The sequence below is a fragment of the Gordonia sp. 852002-50395_SCH5434458 genome (assembly GCF_001665905.1).
GTDB lineage: Bacteria > Actinomycetota > Actinomycetes > Mycobacteriales > Mycobacteriaceae > Gordonia > Gordonia jacobaea.
In genome coordinates this window covers 84,567-110,159 of the sequence record NZ_LZTC01000063.1, presented here as the reverse complement: position 1 = coordinate 110,159, position 25,593 = coordinate 84,567, and the positions used below count along the sequence as shown (strand labels likewise).

The 25,593-nt window shown below is 66.0% G+C and carries 30 protein-coding genes and 1 pseudogene; 17 read left to right on the top strand and 14 right to left on the bottom strand.

Translation table 11 applies throughout. The features are described 5' to 3' along the window. Positions 1-45: 45 nt before the first annotated feature. The gene (locus tag A5785_RS14950; RefSeq protein ID WP_064867216.1) at positions 46-1,626 is read right to left on the bottom strand and encodes a PucR family transcriptional regulator; all 1,581 of its coding nucleotides are present in this window, start codon (positions 1,624-1,626) and stop codon (positions 46-48) included. Between the two features lie 86 nt (positions 1,627-1,712). On the opposite strand from A5785_RS14950, the gene A5785_RS14945 reads away from it, so the two are divergent. From A5785_RS14945 to A5785_RS22985, 7 genes are all read left to right on the top strand, one after another. Further along, on the top strand, positions 1,713-2,234 hold the full coding sequence (locus tag A5785_RS14945; protein WP_051993999.1) for a nucleoside deaminase: 522 nt from the start codon (positions 1,713-1,715) through the stop codon (positions 2,232-2,234). Between the two features lie 8 nt (positions 2,235-2,242). Beyond that, the gene (locus A5785_RS14940) at positions 2,243-3,211 is read left to right on the top strand and encodes an isopenicillin N synthase family dioxygenase (protein WP_064867242.1); all 969 of its coding nucleotides are present in this window, start codon (positions 2,243-2,245) and stop codon (positions 3,209-3,211) included. Between the two features lie 143 nt (positions 3,212-3,354). Continuing rightward, positions 3,355-4,425: a PHP domain-containing protein gene (locus A5785_RS14935; protein WP_005207730.1), complete on the top strand. Its 1,071-nt coding sequence runs from the start codon at positions 3,355-3,357 to the stop codon at positions 4,423-4,425. A gap of 69 nt (positions 4,426-4,494) precedes the next feature. Beyond that, positions 4,495-4,947, top strand: a complete 453-nt coding sequence (gene cynS / locus A5785_RS14930; protein WP_005207731.1) for a cyanase — start codon at positions 4,495-4,497, stop codon at positions 4,945-4,947. Between the two features lie 92 nt (positions 4,948-5,039). Beyond that, on the top strand, positions 5,040-5,711 hold the full coding sequence (locus A5785_RS14925; protein ID WP_064867214.1) for a class I SAM-dependent methyltransferase: 672 nt from the start codon (positions 5,040-5,042) through the stop codon (positions 5,709-5,711). 40 nt (positions 5,712-5,751) lie between these two features. Next, positions 5,752-5,922 (top strand): hypothetical protein, encoded by a 171-nt coding sequence (locus tag A5785_RS23310; protein ID WP_156528063.1) that lies wholly within the window; start codon positions 5,752-5,754, stop codon positions 5,920-5,922. A gap of 166 nt (positions 5,923-6,088) precedes the next feature. Further along, positions 6,089-6,547: a hypothetical protein gene (locus tag A5785_RS22985; RefSeq protein ID WP_039856502.1), complete on the top strand. Its 459-nt coding sequence runs from the start codon at positions 6,089-6,091 to the stop codon at positions 6,545-6,547. A gap of 17 nt (positions 6,548-6,564) precedes the next feature. Here the strand turns inward: A5785_RS22985 and A5785_RS14920 are convergent. Together A5785_RS14920 and A5785_RS14915 are read right to left on the bottom strand one after the other, a co-directional pair. Next, positions 6,565-7,287 (bottom strand): annotated as a pseudogene (locus A5785_RS14920) (ABC transporter ATP-binding protein); the annotation flags it as partial. Beyond that, positions 7,284-8,324 carry an ABC transporter permease gene (locus A5785_RS14915; RefSeq protein WP_005207734.1) on the bottom strand — a complete coding sequence of 347 codons (1,041 nt, stop codon included), beginning with the start codon at positions 8,322-8,324 and terminating at the stop codon, positions 7,284-7,286. The pseudogene A5785_RS14920 and the gene A5785_RS14915, both read right to left, overlap by 4 nt. A 205-nt stretch (positions 8,325-8,529) precedes the next feature. On the opposite strand from A5785_RS14915, the gene A5785_RS14910 reads away from it, so the two are divergent. Together A5785_RS14910 and A5785_RS14905 are read left to right on the top strand one after the other, a co-directional pair. Then, entirely contained in the window at positions 8,530-9,729 is a 1,200-nt protein-coding gene (locus tag A5785_RS14910; RefSeq protein WP_039856503.1) for a sensor histidine kinase, read from the top strand. Further along, positions 9,726-10,361 (top strand): response regulator transcription factor, encoded by a 636-nt coding sequence (locus A5785_RS14905; RefSeq protein WP_005207736.1) that lies wholly within the window; start codon positions 9,726-9,728, stop codon positions 10,359-10,361. The genes A5785_RS14910 and A5785_RS14905 overlap by 4 nt, the downstream gene beginning before the upstream one ends. 4 nt (positions 10,362-10,365) lie before the next feature. Here A5785_RS14905 and A5785_RS14900 read toward each other — a convergent pair whose 3' ends face one another. The 6 genes from A5785_RS14900 to A5785_RS14875 form a co-directional block, all read right to left on the bottom strand. Further along, positions 10,366-11,223: a TIGR03621 family F420-dependent LLM class oxidoreductase gene (locus tag A5785_RS14900; protein WP_039856505.1), complete on the bottom strand. Its 858-nt coding sequence runs from the start codon at positions 11,221-11,223 to the stop codon at positions 10,366-10,368. An 89-nt stretch (positions 11,224-11,312) separates the two neighbouring features. Then, positions 11,313-11,948, bottom strand: coding sequence for a LutC/YkgG family protein (locus A5785_RS14895; protein WP_005207738.1), 636 nt, complete (start codon positions 11,946-11,948; stop codon positions 11,313-11,315). Further along, on the bottom strand, positions 11,945-13,387 hold the full coding sequence (locus tag A5785_RS14890) for a LutB/LldF family L-lactate oxidation iron-sulfur protein (protein WP_168431295.1): 1,443 nt from the start codon (positions 13,385-13,387) through the stop codon (positions 11,945-11,947). The genes A5785_RS14895 and A5785_RS14890 overlap by 4 nt, the downstream gene beginning before the upstream one ends. A 125-nt stretch (positions 13,388-13,512) precedes the next feature. After that, complete coding sequence (locus A5785_RS14885; protein ID WP_064867210.1) at positions 13,513-14,253, bottom strand: (Fe-S)-binding protein; 741 nt, start codon at positions 14,251-14,253, stop codon at positions 13,513-13,515. A 216-nt stretch (positions 14,254-14,469) separates the two neighbouring features. Continuing rightward, a complete protein-coding gene (locus tag A5785_RS14880) occupies positions 14,470-14,970 on the bottom strand; it encodes an acyl-CoA thioesterase (protein ID WP_005207411.1) in 501 nt (166 codons plus the stop codon). Between the two features lie 169 nt (positions 14,971-15,139). Further along, the gene (locus A5785_RS14875) at positions 15,140-15,466 is read right to left on the bottom strand and encodes a transglycosylase family protein (protein ID WP_005207410.1); all 327 of its coding nucleotides are present in this window, start codon (positions 15,464-15,466) and stop codon (positions 15,140-15,142) included. A 310-nt stretch (positions 15,467-15,776) separates the two neighbouring features. Between A5785_RS14875 and A5785_RS14870 the strand changes: the two genes are divergently transcribed. Further along, positions 15,777-16,562 carry an enoyl-CoA hydratase gene (locus A5785_RS14870; protein WP_005207409.1) on the top strand — a complete coding sequence of 262 codons (786 nt, stop codon included), beginning with the start codon at positions 15,777-15,779 and terminating at the stop codon, positions 16,560-16,562. Between the two features lie 8 nt (positions 16,563-16,570). Here the strand turns inward: A5785_RS14870 and A5785_RS14865 are convergent, their stop codons facing one another. The 3 genes from A5785_RS14865 to A5785_RS23750 all read right to left on the bottom strand — a co-directional run bounded on the left by A5785_RS14865 (position 16,571) and on the right by A5785_RS23750 (position 19,266). Further along, on the bottom strand, positions 16,571-17,800 hold the full coding sequence (locus A5785_RS14865; protein WP_064867208.1) for an AI-2E family transporter: 1,230 nt from the start codon (positions 17,798-17,800) through the stop codon (positions 16,571-16,573). A 183-nt stretch (positions 17,801-17,983) separates the two neighbouring features. Further along, positions 17,984-18,559, bottom strand: coding sequence for a hypothetical protein (locus A5785_RS14860; protein ID WP_005207407.1), 576 nt, complete (start codon positions 18,557-18,559; stop codon positions 17,984-17,986). Then, a complete protein-coding gene (locus A5785_RS23750; RefSeq protein ID WP_373278553.1) occupies positions 18,556-19,266 on the bottom strand; it encodes an RNA polymerase sigma factor in 711 nt (236 codons plus the stop codon). The genes A5785_RS14860 and A5785_RS23750 overlap by 4 nt, the downstream gene beginning before the upstream one ends. A 315-nt stretch (positions 19,267-19,581) precedes the next feature. Here A5785_RS23750 and A5785_RS14850 point away from each other — a divergent pair, with 315 nt between their 5' ends. Genes A5785_RS14850 through A5785_RS14820 form a run of 7 tightly spaced genes read left to right on the top strand, consistent with a single transcriptional unit; the run spans position 19,582 to position 24,112 of the window. Next, positions 19,582-20,085: an Asp23/Gls24 family envelope stress response protein gene (locus A5785_RS14850; RefSeq protein WP_005207405.1), complete on the top strand. Its 504-nt coding sequence runs from the start codon at positions 19,582-19,584 to the stop codon at positions 20,083-20,085. Beyond that, on the top strand, positions 20,085-20,654 hold the full coding sequence (locus tag A5785_RS23745; protein WP_005207404.1) for a hypothetical protein: 570 nt from the start codon (positions 20,085-20,087) through the stop codon (positions 20,652-20,654). Before A5785_RS14850 ends, A5785_RS23745 begins: the two co-directional genes overlap by 1 nt. Beyond that, on the top strand, positions 20,647-20,829 hold the full coding sequence (locus A5785_RS14840; protein WP_005207403.1) for a DUF2273 domain-containing protein: 183 nt from the start codon (positions 20,647-20,649) through the stop codon (positions 20,827-20,829). Before A5785_RS23745 ends, A5785_RS14840 begins: the two co-directional genes overlap by 8 nt. Further along, complete coding sequence (locus tag A5785_RS14835; protein WP_005207402.1) at positions 20,822-21,442, top strand: Asp23/Gls24 family envelope stress response protein; 621 nt, start codon at positions 20,822-20,824, stop codon at positions 21,440-21,442. The genes A5785_RS14840 and A5785_RS14835 overlap by 8 nt, the downstream gene beginning before the upstream one ends. Beyond that, entirely contained in the window at positions 21,439-22,101 is a 663-nt protein-coding gene (locus tag A5785_RS14830) for a DUF6286 domain-containing protein (RefSeq protein ID WP_005207401.1), read from the top strand. Before A5785_RS14835 ends, A5785_RS14830 begins: the two co-directional genes overlap by 4 nt. Beyond that, positions 22,098-22,655 carry a hypothetical protein gene (locus A5785_RS14825; protein WP_005207400.1) on the top strand — a complete coding sequence of 186 codons (558 nt, stop codon included), beginning with the start codon at positions 22,098-22,100 and terminating at the stop codon, positions 22,653-22,655. Before A5785_RS14830 ends, A5785_RS14825 begins: the two co-directional genes overlap by 4 nt. A gap of 14 nt (positions 22,656-22,669) precedes the next feature. Continuing rightward, the gene (locus A5785_RS14820) at positions 22,670-24,112 is read left to right on the top strand and encodes a WS/DGAT domain-containing protein (protein ID WP_005207399.1); all 1,443 of its coding nucleotides are present in this window, start codon (positions 22,670-22,672) and stop codon (positions 24,110-24,112) included. Here the strand turns inward: A5785_RS14820 and A5785_RS14815 are convergent. Together A5785_RS14815 and A5785_RS14810 are read right to left on the bottom strand one after the other, a co-directional pair. Beyond that, positions 24,042-24,956: a hypothetical protein gene (locus A5785_RS14815; protein WP_039856265.1), complete on the bottom strand. Its 915-nt coding sequence runs from the start codon at positions 24,954-24,956 to the stop codon at positions 24,042-24,044. The genes A5785_RS14820 and A5785_RS14815 overlap by 71 nt on opposite strands. A gap of 9 nt (positions 24,957-24,965) precedes the next feature. Next, the gene (locus tag A5785_RS14810) at positions 24,966-25,553 is read right to left on the bottom strand and encodes an HhH-GPD-type base excision DNA repair protein (RefSeq protein ID WP_064867206.1); all 588 of its coding nucleotides are present in this window, start codon (positions 25,551-25,553) and stop codon (positions 24,966-24,968) included. Positions 25,554-25,593 lie beyond the last annotated feature (40 nt).

Below are 25,593 nucleotides of genomic sequence, written 5' to 3'. Positions count from 1 at the left end.
GCGGACCTTCCGCCGAGACCGAACTCGGAGGAAGGTCCGCCTGTGTCATGCGGGCGCGAGAGCTCCGGCGCCGTCTACGCGTAAAGCGCTGAAGGCCAACAGAATCGACGCGTACATCTCGGGATCTGTCGGGTCGAAGCCGAGCACCTCGCGCACACGGTCGAGGCGCTGATAGAGACTCTGGCGTCCGATGTGCAGGGCCTGCGCCGAGCGAGTCGCGCTGCAGCCGTTGCGCAGGTGTACCTCGAGTGTGCGCGCGAGGTGCGTCGACGACGCCCTGTCGTGTCGGACGAGCGGGTCGATGAGGTCGATCAGTTCGTCGCGCGCCGCGGCAGACATGGTGCCGGCCGCGGCGTCGACCGCGAGCGATCGAGCGGTGAACACGCGTCCGGCAACACCCTTGGTCTGCACGGATTCGACTGCGCTGCCCAGTCTTTCGGCACAGGTGCGCAGCGAGTCTCCGATCGATAGTGACAGTCCTGGCCCGGGTCCGGCGTCGGCGGTCGCACACGGTTGACCGATGACCACGGTCACGCGGCTGGCGTGTGCACCGATGTCGGTGAAGGCCGTGCGGACACAGTCGACGGCGTCGTGGTCACCGGTAGGTGTCGGCATCACGACGAGCCCGTACACGGTGGCGTCGACGGTTTCGAAGACAACGCCGCCGAGCGTCGCCGCGGCACGAGTGAGTGCACTCTCTGCCATGCGCGAATCGGGCGATTCGACGACGACCGGCACGATCTGAGTCGACTGCGCCACCGGAGCTCCCGAGCCCGACAGGCGAGCGAACAGGTCGGCCCGTCGAATCGGGCGTGACGCCAACAATTCCTCGATGAGTCGCGACGCCACTGCGGAGCGTCCGATGCCTGCGCGAACGAGTGCCGACGTGAGTGGACCTGCCGCACAGTCGAGGAGCATGGCGGCGCGATCGCCGGAGACCTGCGTGGCGCCAGGGCCCGCGATCAGCCGTGCGATCTCGCGCCCGCGCGCGATGATCGGTGCCGACGCGACTTGACCGTCGACGGCCCGCCACGCCGATCGATCGTCGTCGACGCCATGCGCGGCGATCAGTGCGCCACCCGAGCCCACCAGGACGATCGGGCAGCGCACGGCGTCGGAGACGTGTTCGAGCATCTTGGCGACGCCACCTCCGGCGGCCATGTCGTCGTGCAACTTGGTGTCGAGCTCGCCCCGTAACCGCAGGTCGGCGAGTTCTGCAGACACGATCGCCGTGTTCGCGGTACGGCACATCGTGATGAACGGCACCACCCGACGCAGCTCGATGATCGGCAGCCGCCGCGCAGATCCCTCTCGGATGATCTCGTCGGGAACGCTGTCGAAGCTGCGTCCGATCTCGAAGGCGAGCGCCACCACACCGCGCTCGGCCAGCTCTCGGATGTAGTGGCGGCGTGTGCCTGCGTCGAGTCCCGCCAACCCGAGTCCGGTCGTCAACAACAGTTCACCGCCCGAGAGCAGGGGCCCTATCTCATAGATCTCGCTTGAATGCACCCAGATCACGGGGCGTTCGAGGTGATCGTGTGCGGTGAGTACGTGCGGATCGGCGTCGGCGAGGTAGTCGTCGATGATCTGTCGCAGGGTGAGCGTCGACCCCGGGGATTCGTGCATAGACAGACGATATGCACGTTGCGGTCGCTGTGCGACGCGACGGACTGTCGGTTGAACACGACGGCGTAGCCACGCACAGTCGAATCATGCTCTCGCGACATGGGACGACGTCCACGTTCGACGCCGTGGCTGCGCTCGACACCGCCTACCGACAAGCACAACTCGGCCTCTCCGAGGGCGGCATCCCGATCGGTGCTGCCCTGTTCAGCTCCGACGGCACGCTCCTCGGTGAGGGACGCAACCGTCGCGTGCAACACGACGACCCATCGGTACACGGCGAGACCGATGCCTTCCGCGTCGCGGGCAGGCAGCGCGACTATTCGTCGACCATCATGGTGACCACGCTGGCGCCCTGCTGGTACTGCAGCGGTCTCATCAGGCAGTTCGGCATCGGGGCGGTGGTGGTCGGGGAGAACCGCACCTTCGACGGCGGCCAGGAGTGGCTGCGCGAGCTCGGCGTCGACGTGACGATTCTCGACGACGAGCGGTGCGTCGCGATGATGACCGATTTCATTGCCGGGAATCCCGCGCTCTGGAATGAGGACATCGGGGTCGTCGATGCCGGCGTGAACGCGGCGCGCTCCGACAAAATGGGGAGTCTGCGGTGAGCGGCGAGATGTCGAGTCCGATCCTGACCGTCGATCTCGCGCAGTGGCGTGCCGGTGGCGAAGGCGCCGACGCCGTGTGTGCCGCGGTGGACGAGTCGCTGCAGAAGGCGGGATTCCTGCTGGTCACCGGCCACGGTATCGATCCGGAGCTGCCCGCCGCGCTGCGTGCCACCGCCCGCGAGTTCTTCGCCATGTCGCCGGAGGTGAAGGGGCAGTACGCCGTCGGAGTCGGTGGTCGAGGCTGGATCGGCCCGGGCCTGGAGGCCAACGGTTACTCCGAGGGCACCGAAACGCCTCCCGACCTAAAGGAGACCTACAACTCGGGTGCCCAGACACGAGTCGGCATTCCCGAGGTGGACGACTACTGGTTCGCTCCGGACGTCTGGCCCGCGGAGGCGCCGCGGTTACGCGAACTGTTCACCGCGTGGACCGCGGCGTGCAAGAAGCTCTCCGACGATCTGCTCGCCCTGATGGCGGCGTCGCTGGGACTTTCCGGCGGCGAGAACCCGTTTCGCGACCTCGCGGGCTCGGCCACCTGGACGTCGAACATCAATCACTATCCGCCCATGACCGATGTCGGCGAGCCCGAGCCGGGGCAGTTCCGCATCGGCCCGCACACCGACTTCGGCACCGTCACCATCCTCGACCGCGAGCCGGGCGCGGGCGGGTTGCAGGTCTACAGCGAGGAGGGTGGCTGGGCGGATGCGCCGTACGATCCGTCTGCGTTGACGGTCAACATCGGCGACCTGCTCGAGTACTGGTCGGGCGGCCGATGGCCCGCCGGCAGGCACCGTGTGCTGCCGCCGCAGGCCGACGCCCCGGAAGAAGATCTCGTCTCGTTGATCTTCTTCTACGAACTCGACCACGACGCCGTCGTGACACCCCTGGGCCCTCCCGTCGGCAAGGTCGCGGGTCGGCCACCGGTGATCGGCGGCGACTTCATCCGCGAACGGCTCGATGCCATCACGGTCGGCTAGCGCCGCGCCGGATCTCGTCGACTGTGCGCTCTATCCGGTCGACTGGGCGCTCTATCCGGTCGACTGTGCGCTGAAAGCGGGTGAGTGGGCGTCGAATTCGGTCGAGAGTGCGCTGCTGGGTCGGGCGAGGCTACTGTCGGGGAATGCGCCCACTGATCCCACTCGCCGCGCCGGTGGATCCCGCGCAGGCGCTGACGAGGATCGCGTGGTTGCTCGAGCGCGACAGGCAGAGCAGCTACCGCGTCGAGGCGTTCCGGCGTGCGGCCGCGACGGTCGTCGACGTCGGCGATGACGAGATTCGACGACGCTCCGCGGCGGGTTCGCTGACCGCGTTGTCGGGCATCGGCAAGACCACCGCAGCCGTGATCGACGACGCCGTCTCCGGGATACTTCCCGACTACCTCGGCGGGTTGCAGGCCCGGGCCGATCCCTTGACTGACACTGCAGCCGAGTCAGGCGGCCTGCTCTACGAGGCGCTGCGCGGCGACCTCCACGCACACACCAGGTGGAGCGACGGCGGCGCCTCCATCGACGAAATGGCAGCGGCGGCAGGCGCTCTCGGACAGCAATGGCTCGCGATCACCGATCACTCGCCCCGGCTGACCGTCGCCAACGGACTCTCGGCCGAGCGTCTCGATGCTCAGATCGGCGTCATCGAGCAGATCAACGCGCGCGGCGACGTCGACCTCACCGTGTTGACCGGAATCGAGGTCGACATCCTCGACGACGGGGCGCTCGATCAATCCGCGGAGATGCTCGAGCGCGTCGACGTCGTCACGGCGTCGGTGCACTCGAAGCTGAGGATGGACGCGGCTCCGATGACCCGACGGATGGTAGCCGCGGTCGAGCATCCGCGCGTCCGTGTGCTCGGGCATTGCACGGGCCGGCTCATCACCGGCGGACGAGGTACGCGACCACAGTCGACATTCGATGCGCACCAAGTGTTTTCGACGTGCCGCGACACCAACACCGCAGTCGAGATCAACTCCCGACCCGAACGCGTCGACCCTCCCGACGATCTGCTCACCCTCGCACGCGACCTCGGCTGCCTGTTCGCCATCGACTCCGATGCACATGCGCCCGGCCAACTGGAATTCAAAGCACTCGGCGCCCAGCGCGCTGAGAAATTCGGCATCGACGCCGACCGCATCGTGACGACGTGGCCACTGGACCGCCTGCTCGCGTGGTTGGCCGACGCCGACGTCGTTGCATGACCGCACCATTCGCAATAACCAACCAGCTGTATCGACCAACCATCCGTATCACCAACACAGGAGCGACCGTTGAACCCACCGATCATGTCCAAATCCGACGCCGCCGAACTCATCGTCGCAGCGCGACTGCGTGCCGGTTTGACGTGGGCCGAGATCGCCGAGCGCATCGAGGCACCGCTCGTGTGGACCGTTGCCGCGCTACTCGGCAAGCATCCCGTACCTGCGGAGAAGGCCGAAATCGTCTGCGAGATACTCGGTCTCGGTGAAGGCGTCGCAGAGAGTCTTCGCCTGCAGCCCGCTCGGACACGCGACGACGAACTGACGTCCGACCCGACGATCTACCGCTTCTACGAGGCGCTCGCGGTGTACGGCCCCGCGCTGAAAGAACTGATCCACGAGGAGTTCGGCGACGGCATCATGAGCGCCATCAACTTCAAGGTCGACATCGCGCGAAGGCCCGACCCCGACGGCGACCGCGTGGTGGTCACCTTCGACGGAAAGTTCCTCGATTACCGGTGGTGAACGCGATTCTGTGGCGCCGCACATATCCGTCGCGCCCACATCACCGGTAGCATTCCGTCGGATTTGTCCGACAAACGAAGGCAGGGCTGGCGATGGGTGCGGCGCGTGAAGGAATCGTCGGCGGTGCGCGGCGGCAAGCGGCACGCGGGGTGGGACTCGTGTCGAGCCACCTGCGCCCGTATTCGTCCGCCCACGGTGTCGACGACTGTGAAGACGAGTACCGCGACGGCGAATGGGACTACCTCGCCAACGAGCAGGAGGCCCCGCGCTTCCACGTCGTCGCCGGGTACTGCCTGCGCACCTCACCCCGACCCCGAGTGCTCGAACTCGGCTGCGGCGAGGGGCTGTTGGCGCAGCGGCTCTCGCCTGCGCATTACACGGAGTTTCTCGGAGTCGACGCCGCGCAGGATGCCGTCGAGAAGGCTAGTGCGAGGGGGCTCGACCGCGCCGCGTTCGTGCAATCCGACGCCAGCACGTTCAGTCCCGATGACGTCGACCCGACGGGTTCGGCTAAGCGGTTCGATGCGATCGTGTTCTCCGAGATGCTCTACTATCTCCCGGATCCGCTGGCGACGGTTCGCCGCCTGCAGAAGGGGTGGCTGGAGCCGACCGGTGAGATCGTGGTCTCGCATTACAAGTCGATCGACCTTCCCCAGGCCCGCCAGGTCTGGAAGCTGCTCCACTCCGCCTTCGATGTGCGGCTGCGCTCCACGCTGACCACGGGCGATCTCACGTGGACGATCGAGGCGCTCGCGCCGCGGTGATCTCGACAAGCTCGATCAGCGGGGTGGGGCTCGGTCGGCGGTGATCTCGACAAGCTCGATCAGCGGGTTGGGCTCGATCAGCGGCGGGTGGCTCGATCAGCGGTGGGGCGCGATCGGCGAGTGGGGTCAGCGCGATCGGCGGGTGATCTCGACAAGCTCGATCAGCGGGTGGGGTCAGCTCGATCGGCGGGTGGGGCTCGATCGGCGGTGATCTCGACAAGCTCGATCAGCGACGGGGTCAGCTCGGTCGGCGGTGATCTCGACAGGCTCGATCAGCGGGGGTAGCTCGATCAGCGGCGGTTGTGGCGCACAACCGGCATCGTCGCCACACTGGAGGGCAGCCCGGTGTTCGCCGGGTGCTCGCAGGGAGGTAGACGATGGCAGGCAACAATCCGTTCGGCATCGATCCGGAGGACTTCGATCGGTTCGCACGCGAGGCCGGCGACGGCCTGCGCGACATGGTGGGCAAGTTCCTCGGTTCACCTTCGTCGGGAGTCGCGTGGTCGACTGTCTTCGAGCAGCCCGCGCGCCGTGCGGCACCCGAACCGGAGACGACAGGAAAGTCCGGCTCGGGCGTCTGGGCGGTCTTCGTCACCGACGCCGACGGCGGTGCACGCGTCGAGCAGGTCTTCGCGAACGAACTCGACGCCCTACGGGCAAACCAACACAACACCGATCCCACCCGTCGGGTTCGATTCCTGCCCTACGGCATCGCGGTGAGCGCACTCGACATCGCTGTCCCGCCCACGGACACAGGCCCCACGCCGTCGAGCGACGGTCCTGCATCCGACGGCGGTCCTGCCTCTGACGAGCCGACGCCCGGTTCCACGTCCTGATCGCCGGTCACGCTGCGTAGGCGTCCGTCGACCATCTCGTAGACGGCGTCCATCCGGTCGAGGTGTGTCGGGTCGTGAGTGACCAGAACGCACGCCGCGCCGTGTGTCCGCGTCATCGCGACGAGGAGTTCGATGATCGCGGCACCGCGTGCCGAGTCGAGCGCTGAAGTCGGCTCATCGACGAGCAGCAGCGACGGCGTGTTCATGAGTGCGCGCGCGATGTTGACGCGCTGACGTTGGCCGCCGGAGAGCTGCGCGGGAAGCTTGTGCGACTGATCGGCCAACCCGACCTGGTCGAGCAATAGTCGGGCGCGCTCACGCACCTCGCGGCGTCGGCTCGGTCCCGACCACCATCGCTGGCCGAGATGAGCGGTGACCTCCAACTGTTCGATCGCGGTCAGCGACGCGATGAGATTGGATTGCTGGAACACAAAGCCCAGGTGTTCGCGACGAGCCCGCGCGGCCTCGCCACGGGAGAGACCATTGAGTTCGACGGTGTCTCCCGACCGGGTCGCAACCGAAACGCGCCCCGAATCCGGTCGGATCAGACGGCCCGCTACGGCGAGCAGGCTCGACTTCCCAGAACCCGACGGTCCGGTGATCGCCACGATCTCGCCCGGCGCTACCGCGAGGCTGACATCCTCGAGCGCTCGCACACGCCCGGTGCCGTCGGGAAAGGTCAGCGTCACTGCCGACATATCAAGGGCAGGAACAGAATTCGTTGAGACAATCGTGCTCATCGAGCACCTCCAAGTGCGGTCAGTGGATCAGTGGTGACGAGGAATCGGAGCGCCAGCGCGGCGCCTATCAGGCCGAGCGCGATGATGGCGGCAGCGGGCAGGAGGGTCGTGGAGGTGGTCAGCACGAACGGTATTCCGCCGAGGAATCCACCGACCAGGGCAGTGATGGCCGTTCCGATCGCGGCTCCGACGACGAGCACCATCGCGGCCTGACCCAGCGCATCGCGCACCAGTGAACCGGTCGACGCGCCCAACGCCTTGAGGACCGCGATGTCGGGGATGCGCTGCACCGTCCACACCGTGAAGAAGGCGCCGATCACCAACGCCGAGATCACGAACAGCATGACTGTCATCAACGTGAGTGAACTGCTCTCGGCCTTGTAGGACGCCAGCGCTGACAGCGCATCGTCGGAACTCGTGACCGTCGTCTGTGTCGCCCGCGCGACCGCTGACATGTCGGCACCGTTCGAATCCGTGAAGGTGACAACGGTTGCGGCGCCGGCGTGCGGTGACAACTGCTGCCAGTCGCTGAGTGCCAGGTACACGACGGGACTGTGCGAGTACCAGTCGTCGCCGACGATCCGCGCAACCGTAAATGGTCGACCGCCGAGGTCGACGGGTGCTCCTTCACTCGCGTGCAGTGTCTCCGCCACCGAGGAACTCAATTCGACGCTCCCGGGTGCAGGCGAGTCGCGGTCGGTACCGATGAGCGCCACGGGCACAGGGGAGTCGGGTGCAGTGGTTGCGGCTATCCGCGACCGCGATATCCCGACGCCGACGCTATCGGGTTGCGCCGAGCGCCATGCGGCCAGTTGCGCTGCGGTGAGCGAGGATTCGTCGAACGAGGGTGCAGTTCCGGCGTCGGAGAACACCACCGAGTTGCCCGGAAGGTGTTGCACCGCCGAGATGTTCTGGTGGCGTAGGCCCGCCGTGAGTCCGCTGAGGAATGTGACGAGTATGGCCACGAGCACGACGACGAGCGCTATCAGCGCGAACCGTCCACGGGCGCGCCGCAGGTCGCGAAGCGCGACAAACATCGAGAGGTCCTTTCTGTCGCGGCGCAGCCGGCGATCCTCGTGATCGGCGGCAGCGCAGCGTCGAACTGTGGTGACTTCTTCATGCTCGGCCGCACACGCCGTAAGCGCGTCGCCCGTCGGGATGGCATCGGCTCCGCCCTCCGTGCGTGTCCTCTCCTCCTTTCGATGGATGCGCGGAGACCGAGCGCGGCTATCGTTGAAAGACATGCACCCGTCCCCACTCACCCCCGTTGTCGCTGCGTTGCGGTGGGGTCTGCACCTGCTCGCAGTCGCATTGACCGTCGTGGTGATGGTGCGCGCGTTGATCGCGACTCCGACCGACGTCGCGGCAGCGATCGTCGCGGGGGTGTGGCTCGCGGTCTACTTCGCGGGCGGTCTTGTGGTGGGCAATCGTCGGCGGGCGCTGCTGTGGCTGGCTGTACTCACCGCGGTGTGGCTGGTCGAATTGGCACTCACCGCGGAGGCGACGTATCTCGTCTTCGTCCTGTTCTTCCTCTACCTGCACCTGATGGGTAGACGCATAGGCTTGGCGGCGGTCACGTTGGCTACCGGTGTTGCGGTAGTCGGCTACGCGCTGCACAACGGATGGTCGGCGGCCGCGATCATCGGACCAGTGCTCGGTGCAGGTGTCGCCGTCGTGATCTCCGCGGGCTACGCACAGCTCTTCGCCGAGGCGCGACAGCGTGAGCGACTCATCGACGAATTGGTCGCTGCGCGAGCCGATCTCAGCGACCAGCAACAGGCCATCGGCAGAGCCGAGGAACGTGAACGGCTCGCTGCCGAAATCCACGACACCGTCGCGCAGAGCCTGTCGAGTATCCAACTCCTGTTGCACGCGGCCGAACAGTCGACCGGAGAACAAGCGGCGTCGTCGATCATGTTGGCGCGCAAAGCTGCTGGTGACGCGCTGACCGAGACCAGACGCCTCATCGCAGAGCTGTCGCCGGCGCCGCTCGACGGCTCCTCTCTGGCGGATGCACTCCGACGAGTCGCCGCCGACGCATCGGGACACGGCATCACCGTCAGCGTGCTCATCGAGGGCGACGCACAACCACTCGCCATGCCCACCGAGGCGGCGCTTGTCCGTGTGGCGCAGGGCGCGGTGTCGAACGTGGTCCGCCATTCTCACGCCGGGAGACTGCATCTCACCCTCACGTACACCGCCGACGAGGTGCACCTCGATATCGTCGACGACGGAACGGGTTTCGCGTCCGATGCGTCGGAGGGATACGGGCTCAGCACTATTCGACGGCGCGTCGACTCTCTCGGCGGACAGGTCGACATCACCTCAGACGACGGAGGTACCACCGTTGCCGTGTCATTTCCCGCGGTCTCATTTCCCGCCGTGTCATTTCCCACCGTGGCGCCTGCTGCCGCGCGGTCGGTGCAGGAGAGCGGCCGGTGATCCGCGTATTACTTGCCGACGACCATCCGATCGTGCGGGCCGGGTTGTCGGCGTTGCTCGCCAACGCCGCTGATATCGACGTGATCGGCGAGGCCGCGAAGGCCGACGACGCGGTGGCCTGGTGCGCCGACACCGCCCGATCCCCACAACCCGATGTCGTCCTGATGGATCTCCGCTTCGGAGAGGGGATTTCGGGAGTGGAGGCCACGCGGAGGATTCACGCCCTGCCACGGGCGCCGCATCTTCTCATCGTCACGAACTACGACACCGACGCCGACATCCTCGCCGCCATCGAGGCAGGGGCGAGCGGGTACCTCCTCAAGGACACCGCGCCCGCGGAACTACTGGCCGCGATCCGCGCTGCGGCGGCGGGGGAGAGTGCGCTGTCGCCGTCGGTCGCGACCCGACTGTTGACGCGGGTGCGCGCCACACCCGACACCGTGCTGACGCCACGCGAGATCGACGTCGTCGCACAGGTGGCCACGGGCCGGAGCAACCGCGAGATCGCGAAGGCGCTGCACGTGAGCGAGATGACCGTGAAGTCGCACCTGGTGCACATCTTCACCAAGCTCGGTGTCGGCTCCCGGACCGCCGCTGTTGCCAGCGCGCGTCGTCAGGGACTCATCGACTGACCGGTCAGCCGCGCACGAGACCGATCACCTCCGCCAGTCCGTCGAGATCCTTCGCCGACGGTTCGATGAACGTGAAGTACGAGATCCCGGCCGTTTCGTTGAGGTGGTTGATCCTGTCGGCCACCTCCGCAGCGCTGCCGTGGAGGATATTGACTGATTCGCGGAGCGCGGCGTCGTCGAGGTCCGGGTTTGCCCCGCGCAGCGCGGTGACATCGGGTTCGCGCCCGACGGCAAGGTCGAAGACGATCACGTTGAGTTCGAGTGCGTCGAAGCGCTCACCGGCCTCGGCACGGACGTGGGCGACTCGGTCGGCGAGCACGTCGTCGGTCGGCAGGTTGGAGAACGCGACGATGTCGGCCTTGCGTGCGGCAAGAGAGAGCACGCGGTCGCCGATCCCCGCGACCATGATCGGCGGATGCGACTGTACGAACGGCGGCGCCTGCGCGGGATCGTCGAAGGCGACGTGCAGATGGTCGACGACCTCCTCGAGATGATCGACTCGCTGGCCGGGGCGGCCGAACGGGATGCCCGCGGCGTCGAATTCGGCTTTCACATAGCCCGCACCGAGACCGATCTCGAGGCGTCCGCCGCTGAGTTGATCGACGGTTGCGAGGTCGCGTGCGAGCAGCGCGGGACTGTAGAAGGGCGCGTTGAGTACGAAGTTGCCGATCCGCAGGTCCGGTGCCTGCGCGGCAGCCGCGACGAGGGCAGGCATCGGCCCGATGAGGCCGAGATGGTCGGGCACGAGAACGACATCGGCGCCGGAATCGGCGACAGCTTGCACTTGCGCACGGAACTGATCTCCCGTGCCGGTTCCCATCAGGTTGACTCCGAAACGGATACTTCGAGTATCTGGCGACATGCCTACTACCAACCGGCGTGGCCCGAAAAGGATTCCACGCTGAAAGAATTCCGGGCAGGGCCGAAGTCAACCGGTCTCCCGGCCGGCCACTACGCCTCGACGATGATGACGTGCAGTGTGCGCGGTCCGTGGACGCCCTCCACGCGATCGAGTTCGATGTCGCTCGTCGCGCTCGGTCCGCTGATCCAGGTCTGGGGGCGGATCGCCGAGCCCTGCTCGATCAGGCGGGCCACTGCTTCGGGAACGTCGCTGACGATCTGATCGGTGCGGATCAGGCAGAGGTGGACATCGGGTACCAGTGACACGGCTCGACGACCTTGTCCCGCGCCGTGATCGAGCACGATGGTGCCGGTGTTGGCTATGCCGACCGCCACGGTGGTGATCACCGCGGACGCGGCGTCGAGTTCGGTGGGGGAGAGATCGTCATCGGACAGCCACACCGGGTCTACCCCGGACAGCAGGTCGCGGACGACGGCGTCGGCGATGATCGGACCGTCGACGTTCTCCAGCAGGGCGTTCACGTGATCCGACAGGTGCGCTGAATTGACGCGTTCGACAACGGCCTTGTAGTCGGCGACGCGCTCGGCGAATCGGTCGACGAGGCCGAGATCGCCCGTGCTCGAGGGTCGGCCGTAGACCCAGTCGACGGGTGTGACGTCGTCGGCGGGTACGTCGGCCAGTGCCGCGCGGACCCGACCGATGATCTCCTCACGTGCGGCGGTCATCGTGTCTCATCTCCAGAAGTGTTGCCGCGCTCGCGTTTCCACCACTCGCGGAACGTCTCGGCGGGTGGGACCGGGGTGTCACGCGCACTCGACCACGGAGTCATCGGCCAGGGCAGCGCGCCGAGCGTGCGCCGGTTGCCGAAGAAGCGGTGACTCACCGTCGCGGCTTTCTGCGCGGCTTCGAGTCTGCGGTGATCGGCGAAGACCTTCTCCATGGCCTTCATCGCTGCAGCTTCGGCGGTCGGAAGCCCCTTCCGATGTTCGTCGACGACGCGGGTGCGCAGATGAACGAGTATGTCCGGTATGGGAATTCGGACCGGGCACACGTCGAAGCATGCGCCGCACAGGCTCGACGCGTAGGGAAGCGATTGATCGATCTTCGACGCCGTGCCGCGCAGCTGCGGCGTGAGGATCGCGCCGATGGGACCCGGGTAGACTGAGCCGTACGCGTGCCCGCCGGTGCGCTCGTAGACCGGACACACGTTGAGGCACGCGGAGCACCGAATGCAGCGCAGGGCAGCGCGCCCGACCTCGTCGGCCAGGATGCCGGTGCGGTTGTTGTCGAGCAGGACGATGTGCACGTTCTGCGGACCGTCGCCCGCGGCGACGCCCGTCCAGACCGACGTGTACGGATTCTCGCGTTCGCCGGTGCTGGAGCGGGGTAGTACCTGCAGGAAGACCTCGAGGTCGGCCCACGTCGGCAGGATCTTCTCGATGCCCACCACGGAGATGAGCGTCTCGGGCAGCGTCAGGCACATGCGTCCATTGCCCTCGGATTCGACGACGACAAGGCTCCCGGTGTCGGCGATCGCGAAGTTGGCTCCGCTGATGCCGACCTTGGCGCGCAGGAACTTCTCACGCAGATGCACGCGTGCCGCTTCGGCCAGCCGCGCAGGCTCCTCGGTCAGGTCGTCGGGTGCGGGGCGTCCCACCTTCGCCATGTTCTGCAGAAAGATCTCGCGGACTTCACTGCGATTTCGATGGATTGCCGGCACGAGGATATGACTCGGCCAATCGTTGCCGAGTTGCACGATCAGTTCGGCGAGATCGGTCTCCCAGGCATCGATGCCTGCGGCGGCAAGCGCCTCGTTGAGTTCGATCTCCTGGGTGGCCATCGACTTGACCTTGACCACTTCCGAGGCGCCGGTGTCGCGGACCAGATCGACGACGATGCGATTGGCCTCCTCCGCGTCGCGCGCCCAATGTACCTGTGCGCCAGCGGCAGTCGCCTTCTCCTCGAACTCGAGCAGATAATCGTCGAGGTGACGTAGCGTGCGGTTCTTGATCGCCTCCGCCGCGAGTCGCAGTTCCTCCCAGTCGGCGAGTTCGTCGACAACCGCTGCGCGCTTGTGCCGGATCGTCGACGTCGCGTGCTCGAGATTGCGGCGCTGGACAGTGTTCGCCAGCTCGTGGCGGGCCGCCTTCGGGAACTTCGGCATCCCGACGAATGTCGCGGTCACCCCGACGTGCGGATGTCCGAGCCCGAAACCGTGCTGGCTCAACGCTTCCTGCTCGGCGTGCCGATCGGACTCATCGACGTGCCGATCGGACTCAACGGTCTCGCTCATGCCGGGTGCTCCTCGGTCGATGCCAGGATTTCTGCGAGGTGCATGGTCCGGACGCCCGCCCGTTCGCGGGAGAGAAGTCCCCCGATGTGTGCAAGACACGAATTGTCGCCGGCGACAAGAACTTCGGCCTCGGTGTCGCGTACATGCCTGGATTTGTCTGCGCCCATCGCCACCGAGACGTCGGCGTTCTTCATGGCGAAGGTACCTCCGAAGCCGCAACACTGTTCGGCGGCAGGCAAGTCGACGAGATCGATGCCACGTACGCTGCGCAGCAAGCGAAGTGGCTTGTCGCCGACACGCAGCATCCGTAGGGAGTGACACGTCGGGTGGTAGGTGACCCGGTGGGGAAAGTAGGCACCGACATCGGTGACGCCGAGCACGTCGATGAGAAACTCGCTGAGTTCGAAGAATCGTGGTGTCATTTCGTCGACCGCGTGGCGGAGCCGGGTGTCGCCGGTTCGGGCGGCAACGGCCGCATGTTGGTGGCGGACCGATCCGATACACGAACCCGAGGGGGCGACGATCGCGTCGTATCCGGAGAAGACGTCGACGAACTGTCGGACACCGCCAATGGCCTCGTCGGCGTAGCCGGTGTTGGTGAACATCTGCCCACAGCATGTCTGCTCGACAGGGAACTCGACTCGGACACCGAGGCGTTCGAGCAACAGCACGGTGGCGCGTGGGGTGTTCGGCCACATCGTGTCGTTGAAGCAGGTTGCGAACAGTGCGACTCTCATCGCCTGTCGTTCTCGGTTCTGCTGTGGTGCATCGCTCACCGCCGGGGCTAGAGGTCAGGGGCTAGGGGCCAGGAGTTGAAGGAGAGGGGGCTGACGAGGGGCTGGTGGCCGGTGTTCCGTGCGACCCGACCTCGCTTCGACGCTATGGCCACCGGCAGTGAGCGTCAACCGCTGCGCGCCCTACATCCGATGGGAGTGCTGCCACGGCGGTCGCGGCTATCCGTCACGCGCGGAGCGCAGCGCCTCGCGGCGGAGTTCAGCCTCGGCGAAGCGTCGTTTCTGGTCGTCGGTCTCGGGCGTGAGCGGTGGTACCTCGCGCGGCCGTCCGTCGTCGCCCATGGCGACCATGGTGAAGTAGCAACTGTTGGTGTGTCGGCGAATCCCGGTATGGATGTTCTCGGTCTCGACCCTGATCCCGACCTCCATCGACGTGCGGCCGGTGTAATTGATCGACGCCGACAGGATGAGCAGCTCGCCCACGCGTATCGGTTCACGAAAGATGACGCGATCGACCGACAACGTGACCGCGTATCGACGCGAGTATCTGCTCGCGCATGCGTAGGCGACCTCGTCGAGCAGTTTGAGCAGCGTGCCGCCGTGGACGTTTCCGGTGAAGTTGGCCATGCCCGGCGTCATCAGCAATGACATCGACAGCGTCGAGCGGTCGGCGTCGGACACGTGATGAGTGCTCTCCGACGATCCGTGCCCGGCATCCATGTCGCGAATCGTAGCCCGCGATCACGGGGTCTGGCGCCCTATAGGCGCGCAAACGCCCCGCGACCGGGCAAACGCGCGTGGTACACCACGGGCGTCCGCGTAGTCGCGGGGCGTTGACAAGAACCGTTGACCCGATCGGGTCGTCACGGCAGGTGGGCAGACCTCAGGATCAGAGGTACTGGCCGCACACGGGCCATGCGCCCGGTCCCTGAGTTGCGAGTACGTTCTCCGCGACGCGGATCTGCTCCTCGCGCGACGCGCTGGACGCGCTGCCGCTGCCGCCGTTGGCCTCCCAGGTGCTCTGCGAGAACTGCAGGCCGCCGTAGTAGCCGTTGCCGGTGTTGGTTGCCCAGTTGCCGCTGCTCTCGCAGTTGGCGACGGCATCCCAGTCGTGTCCATCCGCAGAGGCGGTCGCGGTCGCGACGCCGAAGGGAGCAAGTGCGATCGCGCCGATGATTCCGGCGCGAAGGGCGGTCTTCTTCATCCGCGTGGTCATTGTTCCTCCTATCAGTCACCCGGTCAGGACAAATTGAGTGGGGTGTTCGGGTGACTCGTATTTGGACCAACGGCGACCTTACGGAGTGATCACGGAAAGGTCACATCGACTTTCTGACCTGCGCTGTGACGATTACCCAAGATAAATCTGGCATTTTTCTGAGAAATGCCTGCGCACTCCGGCGTTTCGTCGTGCTATTTCGCAAGTTTAATGAGTGCCTATACTGTGAGACAGATCACCACTATTTTGTGGTCCGGCGCACAGATATCGTCGAGTTGGTTAACGTTGAGCGCGGAGAAATGAGGACGAAATGTCGGAAATGAATTCCACCACGGTCACTGTCTCGCACGACGGGCCGCTGCGTTACCTCACGCTGACCGATCCACGACGACGCAACCCGCTCTCGACGTCGACGATGCGGGCAGCCACAACGGCGCTGCGTGAGTTCGATCAGGACCCCGGCGTACGTGTGGTCGTCATTCGGGCAGAAGGACCCGCCTTTTCTGCGGGACACGACCTCACCGAACTCGTCGACAGAACTCTCGCGGACGAGGAGGCGGTGTTCGCGACGTGTGTCGAGCTGATGGCGACCATCCACGAGATCCGTCAACCGGTCATCGCGCAGGTCGCGGGGGCCGCCTTCGCGGCGGGATGCCAGCTCGTCGCCGCGTGCGATCTCGCCGTGGCGTCCACAGCGGCATCGTTCAGTACGCCGGGCGTACGGATCGGATTGTTCTGCTCGACGCCGATGGTGGCGCTGACCAGGGCGATCGGGCGTAAGCGTGCGATGAAGATGCTGCTGACCGGAGACCCGATCGACGCGGCGACCGCGGCGGATTGGGGGTTGATCAATGACGTCGTCGAACCGGAAGCTCTCGATGACACCGTCCGTGGTCTTGCGCTGCGGATTGCGGCGTCGAGTGCGTCGACCCTGATGATCGGGAAGCGTGCCTTCTATCGGCAGATCGACGAGCCCGAGCCGCAGGCGTACCGCTCGATGAGTTCGACGATGGCCACCAACGCGATGACGTGTGACGCACAGGAGGGGATCACGGCTTTTCTCGCAAAGCGAGAGCCGGTCTGGTCAGATCGCTGACGAGACCATCAGGCGATGCTTTCACCGCCACCTCTCTCCTCGCCATCCCTGCTGTCGCTGTTGTCGCTGTCGCCCGCGCGTAGAGTCTGGTTCTCGACCTTGCGGATCCGCTCCTCCCGATCGTTGTGACGTCGCGCGTCCTCGACCTCGTCCGTGGTCGGTCGACCCGACGAGACCAGTACGTCAGCCCAGCGGGTCGACGGATCGATGTCGATCAGGAGCGACTTGCACAGCAGCGTGAGTGGGATGGCGAGAAGCGCACCGAGCGGGCCGATCACCCAAGCCCAGAAGATCAGCGACAGGAACGTGACCGTCGTGGTGAGACCGACGGAGTCGCCGACGAACTTGGGCTGGATCACCGACTGGATCACGAAGTTGATCACCGAATAGACGATGATGACCCACAACGCGAGCGTCCAGCCTCCGTCGAGGAGTGCCAGGATCGCGGGCGGGATGACTCCGAGCACGAAGCCGATGTTCGGGATGTAGTTGGTGATGAATGAGAGCAGGCCCCACAGCAGCGGGAGCGGAATGCCCATCAGCCACAACGCGCCGGTATCGAAGACGGCCACGATGAGGCCGAATACCGTCGAGACGACGAGATAGTTACGCGTGCCCGAGGCGAACGTCTGAAACGCGTGCGCGACGTCGGGGCGAACCTTCTTCAGAACGTCGAAACGCTCGTCGGCGTTGATCGAGTCGACGGCCATGAACAGCAGCACCGTGAGCACCAGGATGAGTGCCGACGCTGCGCTCGCCGTGCTCGACACGACGTCGCCGACTACGTCGAACACCTTGCCCGCGTCGACGTGCGAGAGCATGTCGTTGACCTTGTCCTGTCCGATGCCGTGGTCGGACAGTGCCTTTTGGGCGTCGTCGATGAGGTCGTTGAACTTGTCGCTGTACTGCGGGAGGATCGTCGCGAGCCGGGCGATGCAGTAGATGACAGAACCGAACAGCCCGAGGATGATCCCGTAGACCAGTAGGACCGTCGCGAGGAACGCCGCCCATTTGGGCCAGCCCTTGCGCCGCAACCAGCCGGGTAGCGGAGCGACAGCGACGGTCATGATCAGTCCGAGGAACACGGGCCCGACGATCGATCCGATCGATTTGATGCCCAGGACCGCGACAACGATGCCCGCGATGGTCAGCAGCACCACCGTTCCCCGGGGAAGTGCCCAGGTCGGCGAACCCGGGTCGTCGATCACCTTGTCGTCACTCGTGTCTTCGTCCGCCATGTCGACCTTTCTGTCGGCGTCGGCCCCCGCAGATATCCCTCGTGACGCAGCAATCCCGATGGCGCAGCCGTACTGCCTCTGTTGCCGCGCCCGTTATGACGGTTATGACGAAGAAACCCGTCGGGCAAAGCATATAGACGCTCGTGCCAATCGCGAGAGCGAAACACGCGTATGGACTCGGGCTCAGTCGATCCAATTTAGGGTGTACAGATCCTGCCAGCGGATGTCGATGTGTCGGCGTGCGGTCGCAGAGGTCGATGGTCCGAGCGTCGACGCCAGCACGGCGTCGGCGACCTCGCGCACGCGATCGGAATCGACGACGAGATCGTCGTGGTAGCGGGCGATCAGCCCGATACGCACCCGACTGACAGCGTTCTCCGGGCTGCCCTGCGACTGCAGGTTCTCGCCGGTGTCGGGGATCTCGCTGCCGTCGGGGCTGTCGAGTTCCACCAGCACGACGAGTCGGCCGAGGGTGTGCCGGATGCGTGTGGCGAGTAGTTGTTTGACGACGCGGTCGTTGACGCGCACGGTGCCGTCGTCGGTGTCGAGAATGCGGCCGCTGCGTCGGACTCGTCCGAGCTTTCCCGTGATCGACGTGATCAGCCGGGCGATGTAACGGTCGGGTTCCTCGAGTCGGCGACTCGCGTCCACGAGCCACGCGTCGGTCTCGTCGGAGTCGTCGTCGAGTCTCTCGTAGCGGTCGTCGAAGTCCGTGTCGGGAGAACCTGCGCCGCGCGTTGTCCTGCCTGCTCGCGTCATCGTCGTCCTCCTCTCAGCGAACGTGACCCGGTAGTTGATGGCCCTGTACCTGATTGCCCTGTACTCGCCGGCCCTGTACGTGTTCGCCCTGTGTTGTCGGGCCCTCGGCCGGGTTTCTCAGCGTTGGTTGCGTCGTCATTGGTTGCGCCGTCATTGGTTGCGTCGGGACGCCACGGGGCAAGGCGGGTCGCGAGGTAGCGCCGACTTCGTTGCAGATGCCCGCGGACCGAGCCGACGGAGATCTGCAAGACCCGAGAGATCTCGGTGAGCGAGAGTCCCTCGGCTTCTCGCAGCCACCATACGGCGCGCGATGTCTCCGGAAGGGTCGTCAGTTCTCGACGCAGCGCTTCGACGAGAGACGTGTGCAGCACGTCGTCGGCAGGAAGGGGATGGGGGTCGGTGAGGTCGGCGAAGCGTTCTTCCGCGGTCGGGATGTCGCGACGTCGACGCCAGTGGTCGACGGTTCTGCGGTGTGCAATCCCGAACATCCACGTCTTGAACGAACTGCGGAATGCGAAATCGGGTAGTCCGCGCCATGCGTCGAGGAGTGTGTCCTGGGCCAGATCCTCCGCGGTCTGCGGATCGTCGACCATGCGGCGTAGGTAGCGCAGCAGGGAGGGGGAGAGCTTTCCGACGAGGACCGAGAACGCCTCGGCGTCGCCCGCTGCCGCGGCGGCAGCGAGTTCATCCTCGGAGAAGTCGCTCAGCGCGGGCGCCTGTGTCGACGGACCGGGAGCCGAACGCAGCGTCGGACCCGGCGTGCCCGCGTGTCGGCCTGCCGCTGACGGTGACTCGTCACTGTGTCCGGGGTCACGCGAATTCACGCGTGCAGATATCGGATTCACTACGACTGACCTTATACGGGAGCGATGGGGAAGCGGGTCATAGATCCCCGCCGTCATCGCTCCCCATTCCGGCGACCGCCGGACGGCGTGCCGAGAAGTTGGCACGTGCGGTCGAGGTTGTCGGGATGCCGTCGTCTGACCATCTACATCGGATGAGAACGAGGAAAGAGGAGCGTCATGGCCGAGAGCGCAGCCACAGGAACCGCAACCAATCAGTCGAGCACAGGCAGCACCGAGAGCGCCAAGAGCAGCGCCGTCGCGCTGACCGACGCCTCCAAGAAGGTGGCGCCCGCCGGAGAACGCGGTAAGACGTCGATCGCCGACCAGGTGGTCGCCAAGATCGCGGGCATCGCAACCCGCGAGATCAACGGCGTCTACGACGTCGGCGGCACGACCGAACGCATGGTCGGCAAGGTCCGCGAGGTGATCCCGGGTACGGGCACCAGCACCACTCAGGGCATCAACGTCGAGGTCGGGGAGCGGCAGGCCGCTGTCGACGTCTCGATCGTCGCCGACTACGGCGTCGCCATTCACCAACTCGCTGCGGCAATCCGACGCAACGTGATCACCTCGATCGAGCAGATGACCGGACTCGAGGTGACGGAGGTGAATGTCACCGTGCACGACATCCACTTCGGCGACGATGACGACGACTCGTCGAGCGCGCCGCGGGTGCAGTGATGTCTGAGTCGTCGTCGCTGTCGGGGTCGTCGCTGTCCGGCGGCGCAGGCGATCAGGACGCCGCCACCCGCTCCGATGTCGGAGCGGGGTCGGTGGCGCAGAAGGTCGCAGCGGCGGCGGAGGCGGTGCCCGGGGTCACGGGGCTGCACGCCGGAGTCTTCGGTGAAGTCGCGACGTATCTGCCCGGTAGCCGGGTCAGCGGTGTGCGCATGTCCGACGACTCGGGCGAGGTACACATCGTCGTCGACATCAACCACGACCTGCGAGCGGTCGCCGACGAGGTCGTCACGGTCGCGTCGCAGGTAGCAGGCGTACCCGTCTCGGTGGTCGTCGAGGACATCTCGGTCGGACCCACCGAGTCTCACGACGAACCCCAGACCACATCAGGCGAGACCACGTCAGCCGGGACCACATCAGGCGGGGATACCCCAGCCGGAGAGATCCCCGTTGGCGACATTCCCGTCGGTGACATCCCAATCGGTGACATCCCCATCGGTGACATCCCCGTCGCCGATACATCGACGCAGGCACATCCAACTCGATCAACAGAGGTGAACAACGATGAGTAACAACGCGGTGATCGGTCTGATTGTCGGATTGCTCCTCGCACTCGCGGCAACGACCGGTGGCTTCACCGGCTTCATCCTGGCCATCGTGCTCGGAGCGGTGGGACTGGTCATCGGGCTACACCGCGACGGTGTGCTCGATCTCGGTCGATTGCTGAAGAGCCGGAACCGTGGCTGATGCGGTCACCGTCACCCGTGGCGATCTAGGCGCGTCGGCGGTCGGTACAGCAGCGCCGGCCTTGTCGCCAGAGGCTGCCGACGCGTCCGATCCCGGGGCACGCGGAAGTCTGGTCCTCGACGACCGCGTCGGCGAGAAGATCGCAGAACGAGCCGCACTCGGGGTAGACGGGGTGATCGAATCCGACGGCAAGGGCGAATCGGTACTGAACGCGCTCAATCCACTCTCGGGTGGGTATCCGTCCGCGTCGACCGACATGTCACAGACCGCGCCGACCATCACACTCACGGTTGCGCTGCGGTGGCCGTGCGCGGTTGCCGCGGTGTGTGCCGAGGTTCGCGATCACGTCGCGGCAGAGGTCACCCGCCTGACCGGAGTGCGCCCCGGACGCGTGGATGTGACGGTCGCAGAGATCGTGACGACGACGCAGGCAAAGCGGCGCCAGGCAGGGTACGTCGAGATCCCGAACCCGACGACGCCATCGGAACTCGCCGGGCAGTCGGGCGATTCGCCGGAGGGTCGGGACCAGGACCCTGATCGTGACCGCGACACCCGCAGTCACCGGGACACCGACAGTCACCGAGACACCGACAGCGACGAGGAGGAGTCATGAGCACGACCACTACGGACGCCGCCCCAGGTGACAAGAACGCCACAGGTGACAAGAACGCAGAGGACAAGCCAGAGCACAAGAACGAGCGCGCCGTCGTCGAGGCGCGTACCGCTGACACGCACAAGGGCAAGGTCTTCACCCCGGCAGCGGGACCGAAATCCGTTGTCTCCGGGGTGATCATCGGGATCGCATTGCTCGCGCTGGTCGCGGTCGCCATCCACGACCTGCTCGTCGAGGCGGGCTGGGTGTCCGGCACGCGGTGGCTTCAGGCCGCTGCCGACTGGATCAACGGGGCAACGTGGCAGGACTGGATGTGGGCTGCGGTAGTCGGGTTCATCATCGTGGGCCTGCTCCTGGTGTGGACGGCTCTCGCTCCGCGTCGACGCACTCACGTCAGTCTCGGCGATTTCGAGGTCCTGTGGACTCGACGCGGCGACGTCGCACGCCGATTCAGCACAGCGGCGCTGTCGGTGCCGGGCGTCGAACACGCGACAACGGTCGTCGGACGACGGCGTGCCAAGGTCCTCGTCACCACCGATTCCGCGGTCGACGAGTCGGCGCTTCGCGACACGCTCGAAAGCGTTGCGTCGTCGTTGGAGAAGAAGATGCGCGTGAAGCTCAAGGTGGTCACTCGACACAAGAAGGGGGCATCGCGATGAACCGCGGACCCGCGTCATTTCACCGGATCACGGCAGGACTGATCGGTCTGATCTGCCTCGTCGTCGGAGTGGGTGCTGTTCTGTGGAAACTCAACGTGCCCAAGGTTCGTGACTGGGCCGATCACCTCGATTCGGGCTGGCCCGCCCGCCTCGACGGCACGGACTGGTGGACGGTGCTGCTGTTCGGAATCGTCATCATCGGTCTGATCTGGGGATGGTCGCTGATCTCAACGGCCATTCGCCCGAGCAAGGTCGACGACCTCGAGCTCGCGGGCAGCAACGACGACGGCGAACTGATCGTCGCGCCCAAACTGATCGCGAACGCGGTCGCCGCCGACCTCGCCGGACACACGATGTTCGACGATGTCTCGGCCAAGGCCCTCGACGACAGAGGTCGCAAACTCATCAGGGTCACCGTGACGGCGCCGCCGACGTACTCCTACGACGACGTCGCCGCTGTGCTCGGACCAGAAATTGAACTGATCCGGGCTGCGGTGGACGGTTCTGACGTCCACGTCCAGGGTCTCGTTCACTTCGAAACCCCCAAGGGCTGACGGGATCTCGCCCGATGCAGCGGTTGTCGGCCACGGATGTGGTGCCGTACTGGATGGCGCCGATCATCCCCAACGACCAGTTCGTGGTCTACATCTTCGCCGACGACCGGCCGGTCGACGCCGCTGAGCTCGCAGCGTGGATCGCGACGAGGGCGGCGAACATCGCGGACCTGAGGCTGCGCGTCCTCGACATACCGTTCACGCTCGATCGGCCCTACTGGGTGCACGCCGATATTCTGCCGCGGCAGTTCGTCGTCGACGACGCCGCGCTCACCTGGCAGGAATGTCTCGCGATTCTGGCCGATCGGATGGCCGAGCAGCTCGATCCGACCGAGATGGCTTGGCGGGTACATCTTTTCGCTCACGTGTCGTCGGTTCCGGGCACGGGAGCTCTCGGTGACGAGGTTCCGGACGCCGCCGGACCGAGAGGTGGCGATGGTCGCGGCGTCGTCGTGGCCCTGCAGTTCTCGCATGCGCTCGGGGACGGTCGGCGCACCGCGGCCATCGCCCGCGACCTCTTCGGACCCGTTGCCGAGAAACCCGCCTCCTCGGCGTATCCGGCACGCGCACTTCCGGATTCGGCGTTGCGGGTCGCAGGTGCGGTGATCGGGGCGATGCGTCTGCCCGCGCAGGTCGCTTCGATGATCGCTCGCGGATTCGTTGCCTGGCAACGGTATCGGGCTTCTCCGCCACAGCAGAGCGGCGGTGTGCCGCTCTCACGCCTGAATCGCGCACCGGGAGCGGGTCGAACCCTGCGCACGATCACCGTGGAGCGCGAGGCTCTGCGTATCGGTGACCTCGGTGTCACAGTCGGTGCGCTGGTGGCCATTTCGCTGGCACTGCCGACGTTCCTCGCCGATCCCGAGGGCAGTCTCGTCGTCGAGCTCACCGTCGCACGGTCACCAAAGAAGGCGGTGCGCAACAACTTTCGTAACGTCGGCGTCGACCTCCACGTCGACGAGCCGGATCTCGCGCAGCGGGCTCGTCTGATCGCCGCCGAGATCGACACCGCCCGTCGCGCCGACGACGATCCGGCGCGCGTCGCATCGCGTGCGGCAACCGCCGCGACTCCCGCGGCGTTGACCCGGTGGGGCATCGGACACTTCGATCCGACGTTGGTTCCCGAGAACATCACCGGGGTCACCGTTGTGTCGTCGGTGAATCGGGGTGCGGGCGACCTCGCGCTCGATGGCAGACCGGTCCTCGCGACAACAGGCTTCCCCGCGCTGTCTCCCGTGCAAGGGCTGACGCACGGCGTGCACGGAATCGCCGATCGAGTCACCATCTCGGTGACGACGTCGCCGGAAATCGCTCCCGACGTCGACGACTACGTGACGTTGTTGTCCGAAGCGATCGACCGGCTCGGGACCCTCCGACCCCGCAGCGTCAAAGCTGGTCGTGTGGCGCCCGCGATGGATCGTGGCCGCTCGGAAGAGAATTCCGTGGGCCACGTGTGAGCCGCTTCGGCAGCCGGTCGGCGAGTCCGCCGAGCGGTGCAACAGTCTGGTTGAGAAGATCGACGGTCTCGGCGAGCTCGTGGACCGTGTCCTGCATCGCGATGAGATTCGGGGCGAGCGTCGCGATGACCTCTGTCAGTTCGGTGATGCGATCGAGCGTGCCGCCGGGCGTGATGGCGCGCTCGACCGCGCCGTTCTCGCCGACGAGTTGATCGAGAAGACCACCGTCGGCCGCGAGCCTGTCGAGGACACCACCGGGTTCTGTCGCCTTCTCCAACACTCCACCGGGAGCGGTGAGCTGGTCGACGATCCCACCCTCGGACGTCAGACGCTCGAGGATGCCCTCGTTCTCGGTGAACTGGTCGACGACGCCGCCCTCGCGGGTGAGTCGGTCGAGCGGTCCGTCCTTGGCGGTCAGCCGGACGAGAATGCCGTTCTCGTCGGTGATCTGGTCGAAGATCCCGCCCGGGGCCGTCAACTTCTCGAGGAGGCCGTCCTTGGCGGTGAGGCGATCGATGACGCCACCGGGAGTGACCAGTCGCTCGAGTGGACCTCCCGGCGCGATAAGCCTGCCCAGCGGGCGGTCGGGTGACATCAGATCGCTCAGCTGAGCCAGCAGCGCGAGCGGGGCGCGTGCACCGCCGAGTTCGGCGCCCGAGACCCCGATGGCCTGCCCGATCTCGTGCTGCACACTCGTCGCGGTCACTCGCGCGATGGTGACCGCCGATTCCGCGGCGGTCAGTGCCACACCTGCTATCGCGAACCCTAGGCGGAACGGCAGGTCGACGGCCGAGCGCAGGTCCACAGGCACGATGTCGACATCGGTGTCACGTTCTTCGACCACCACGACACCCTAGCCTTTCGACGACGCCTGATCGCCCGCTTTGGCTGCTGCCTTGGCGGCCTTTTTGAAGTCCCGAACCTTCTGCAGTGAGTCGGGGTCGGTTACGTCCGCAACCGACCGAAAACCCTTCTTGCCGTAGTCGCCGACGACCGTGGTCCAGCCGCGCGGAGCGACGTCGAGTTGCTTTGCGAGGAGCGCCGTGAAGATCTTCGCCTTCTGATCGCCGAAGCCGGGCAGTGCGCGTATGCGGTCGAACAGTTCCGTGCCGGTGGTGGCTGTCGTCCACAGGCGCGCGGTGTCGCCGTCGTACTCGTCGACGATAACCCGGGCGAGCGACTGCACACGGCCTGCCATGGAGCGGCCGTAGCGATGGATGGCAGGCGGTGTGGCGCACAGGTCGGCGAAGGCCTCGGGATCGGCGTCGGCGATCGCTTCGGGATCGAGCGAACCGAACCTGTCGCGGATCTTCGCCGGCCCGGCGAAGGCGCGCTCCATCGGAAACTGTTGATCGAGCAACATGCCGGTGAGCAGTGCGAACGCGTCGGTCGACAGCAGTTCGTCTGCGGCCGGGTCTTGGGCAATCTGCAGTTTTGCCATGGCTCCATCCTAGGGACTCCTACAATGACGCCATGCGCGA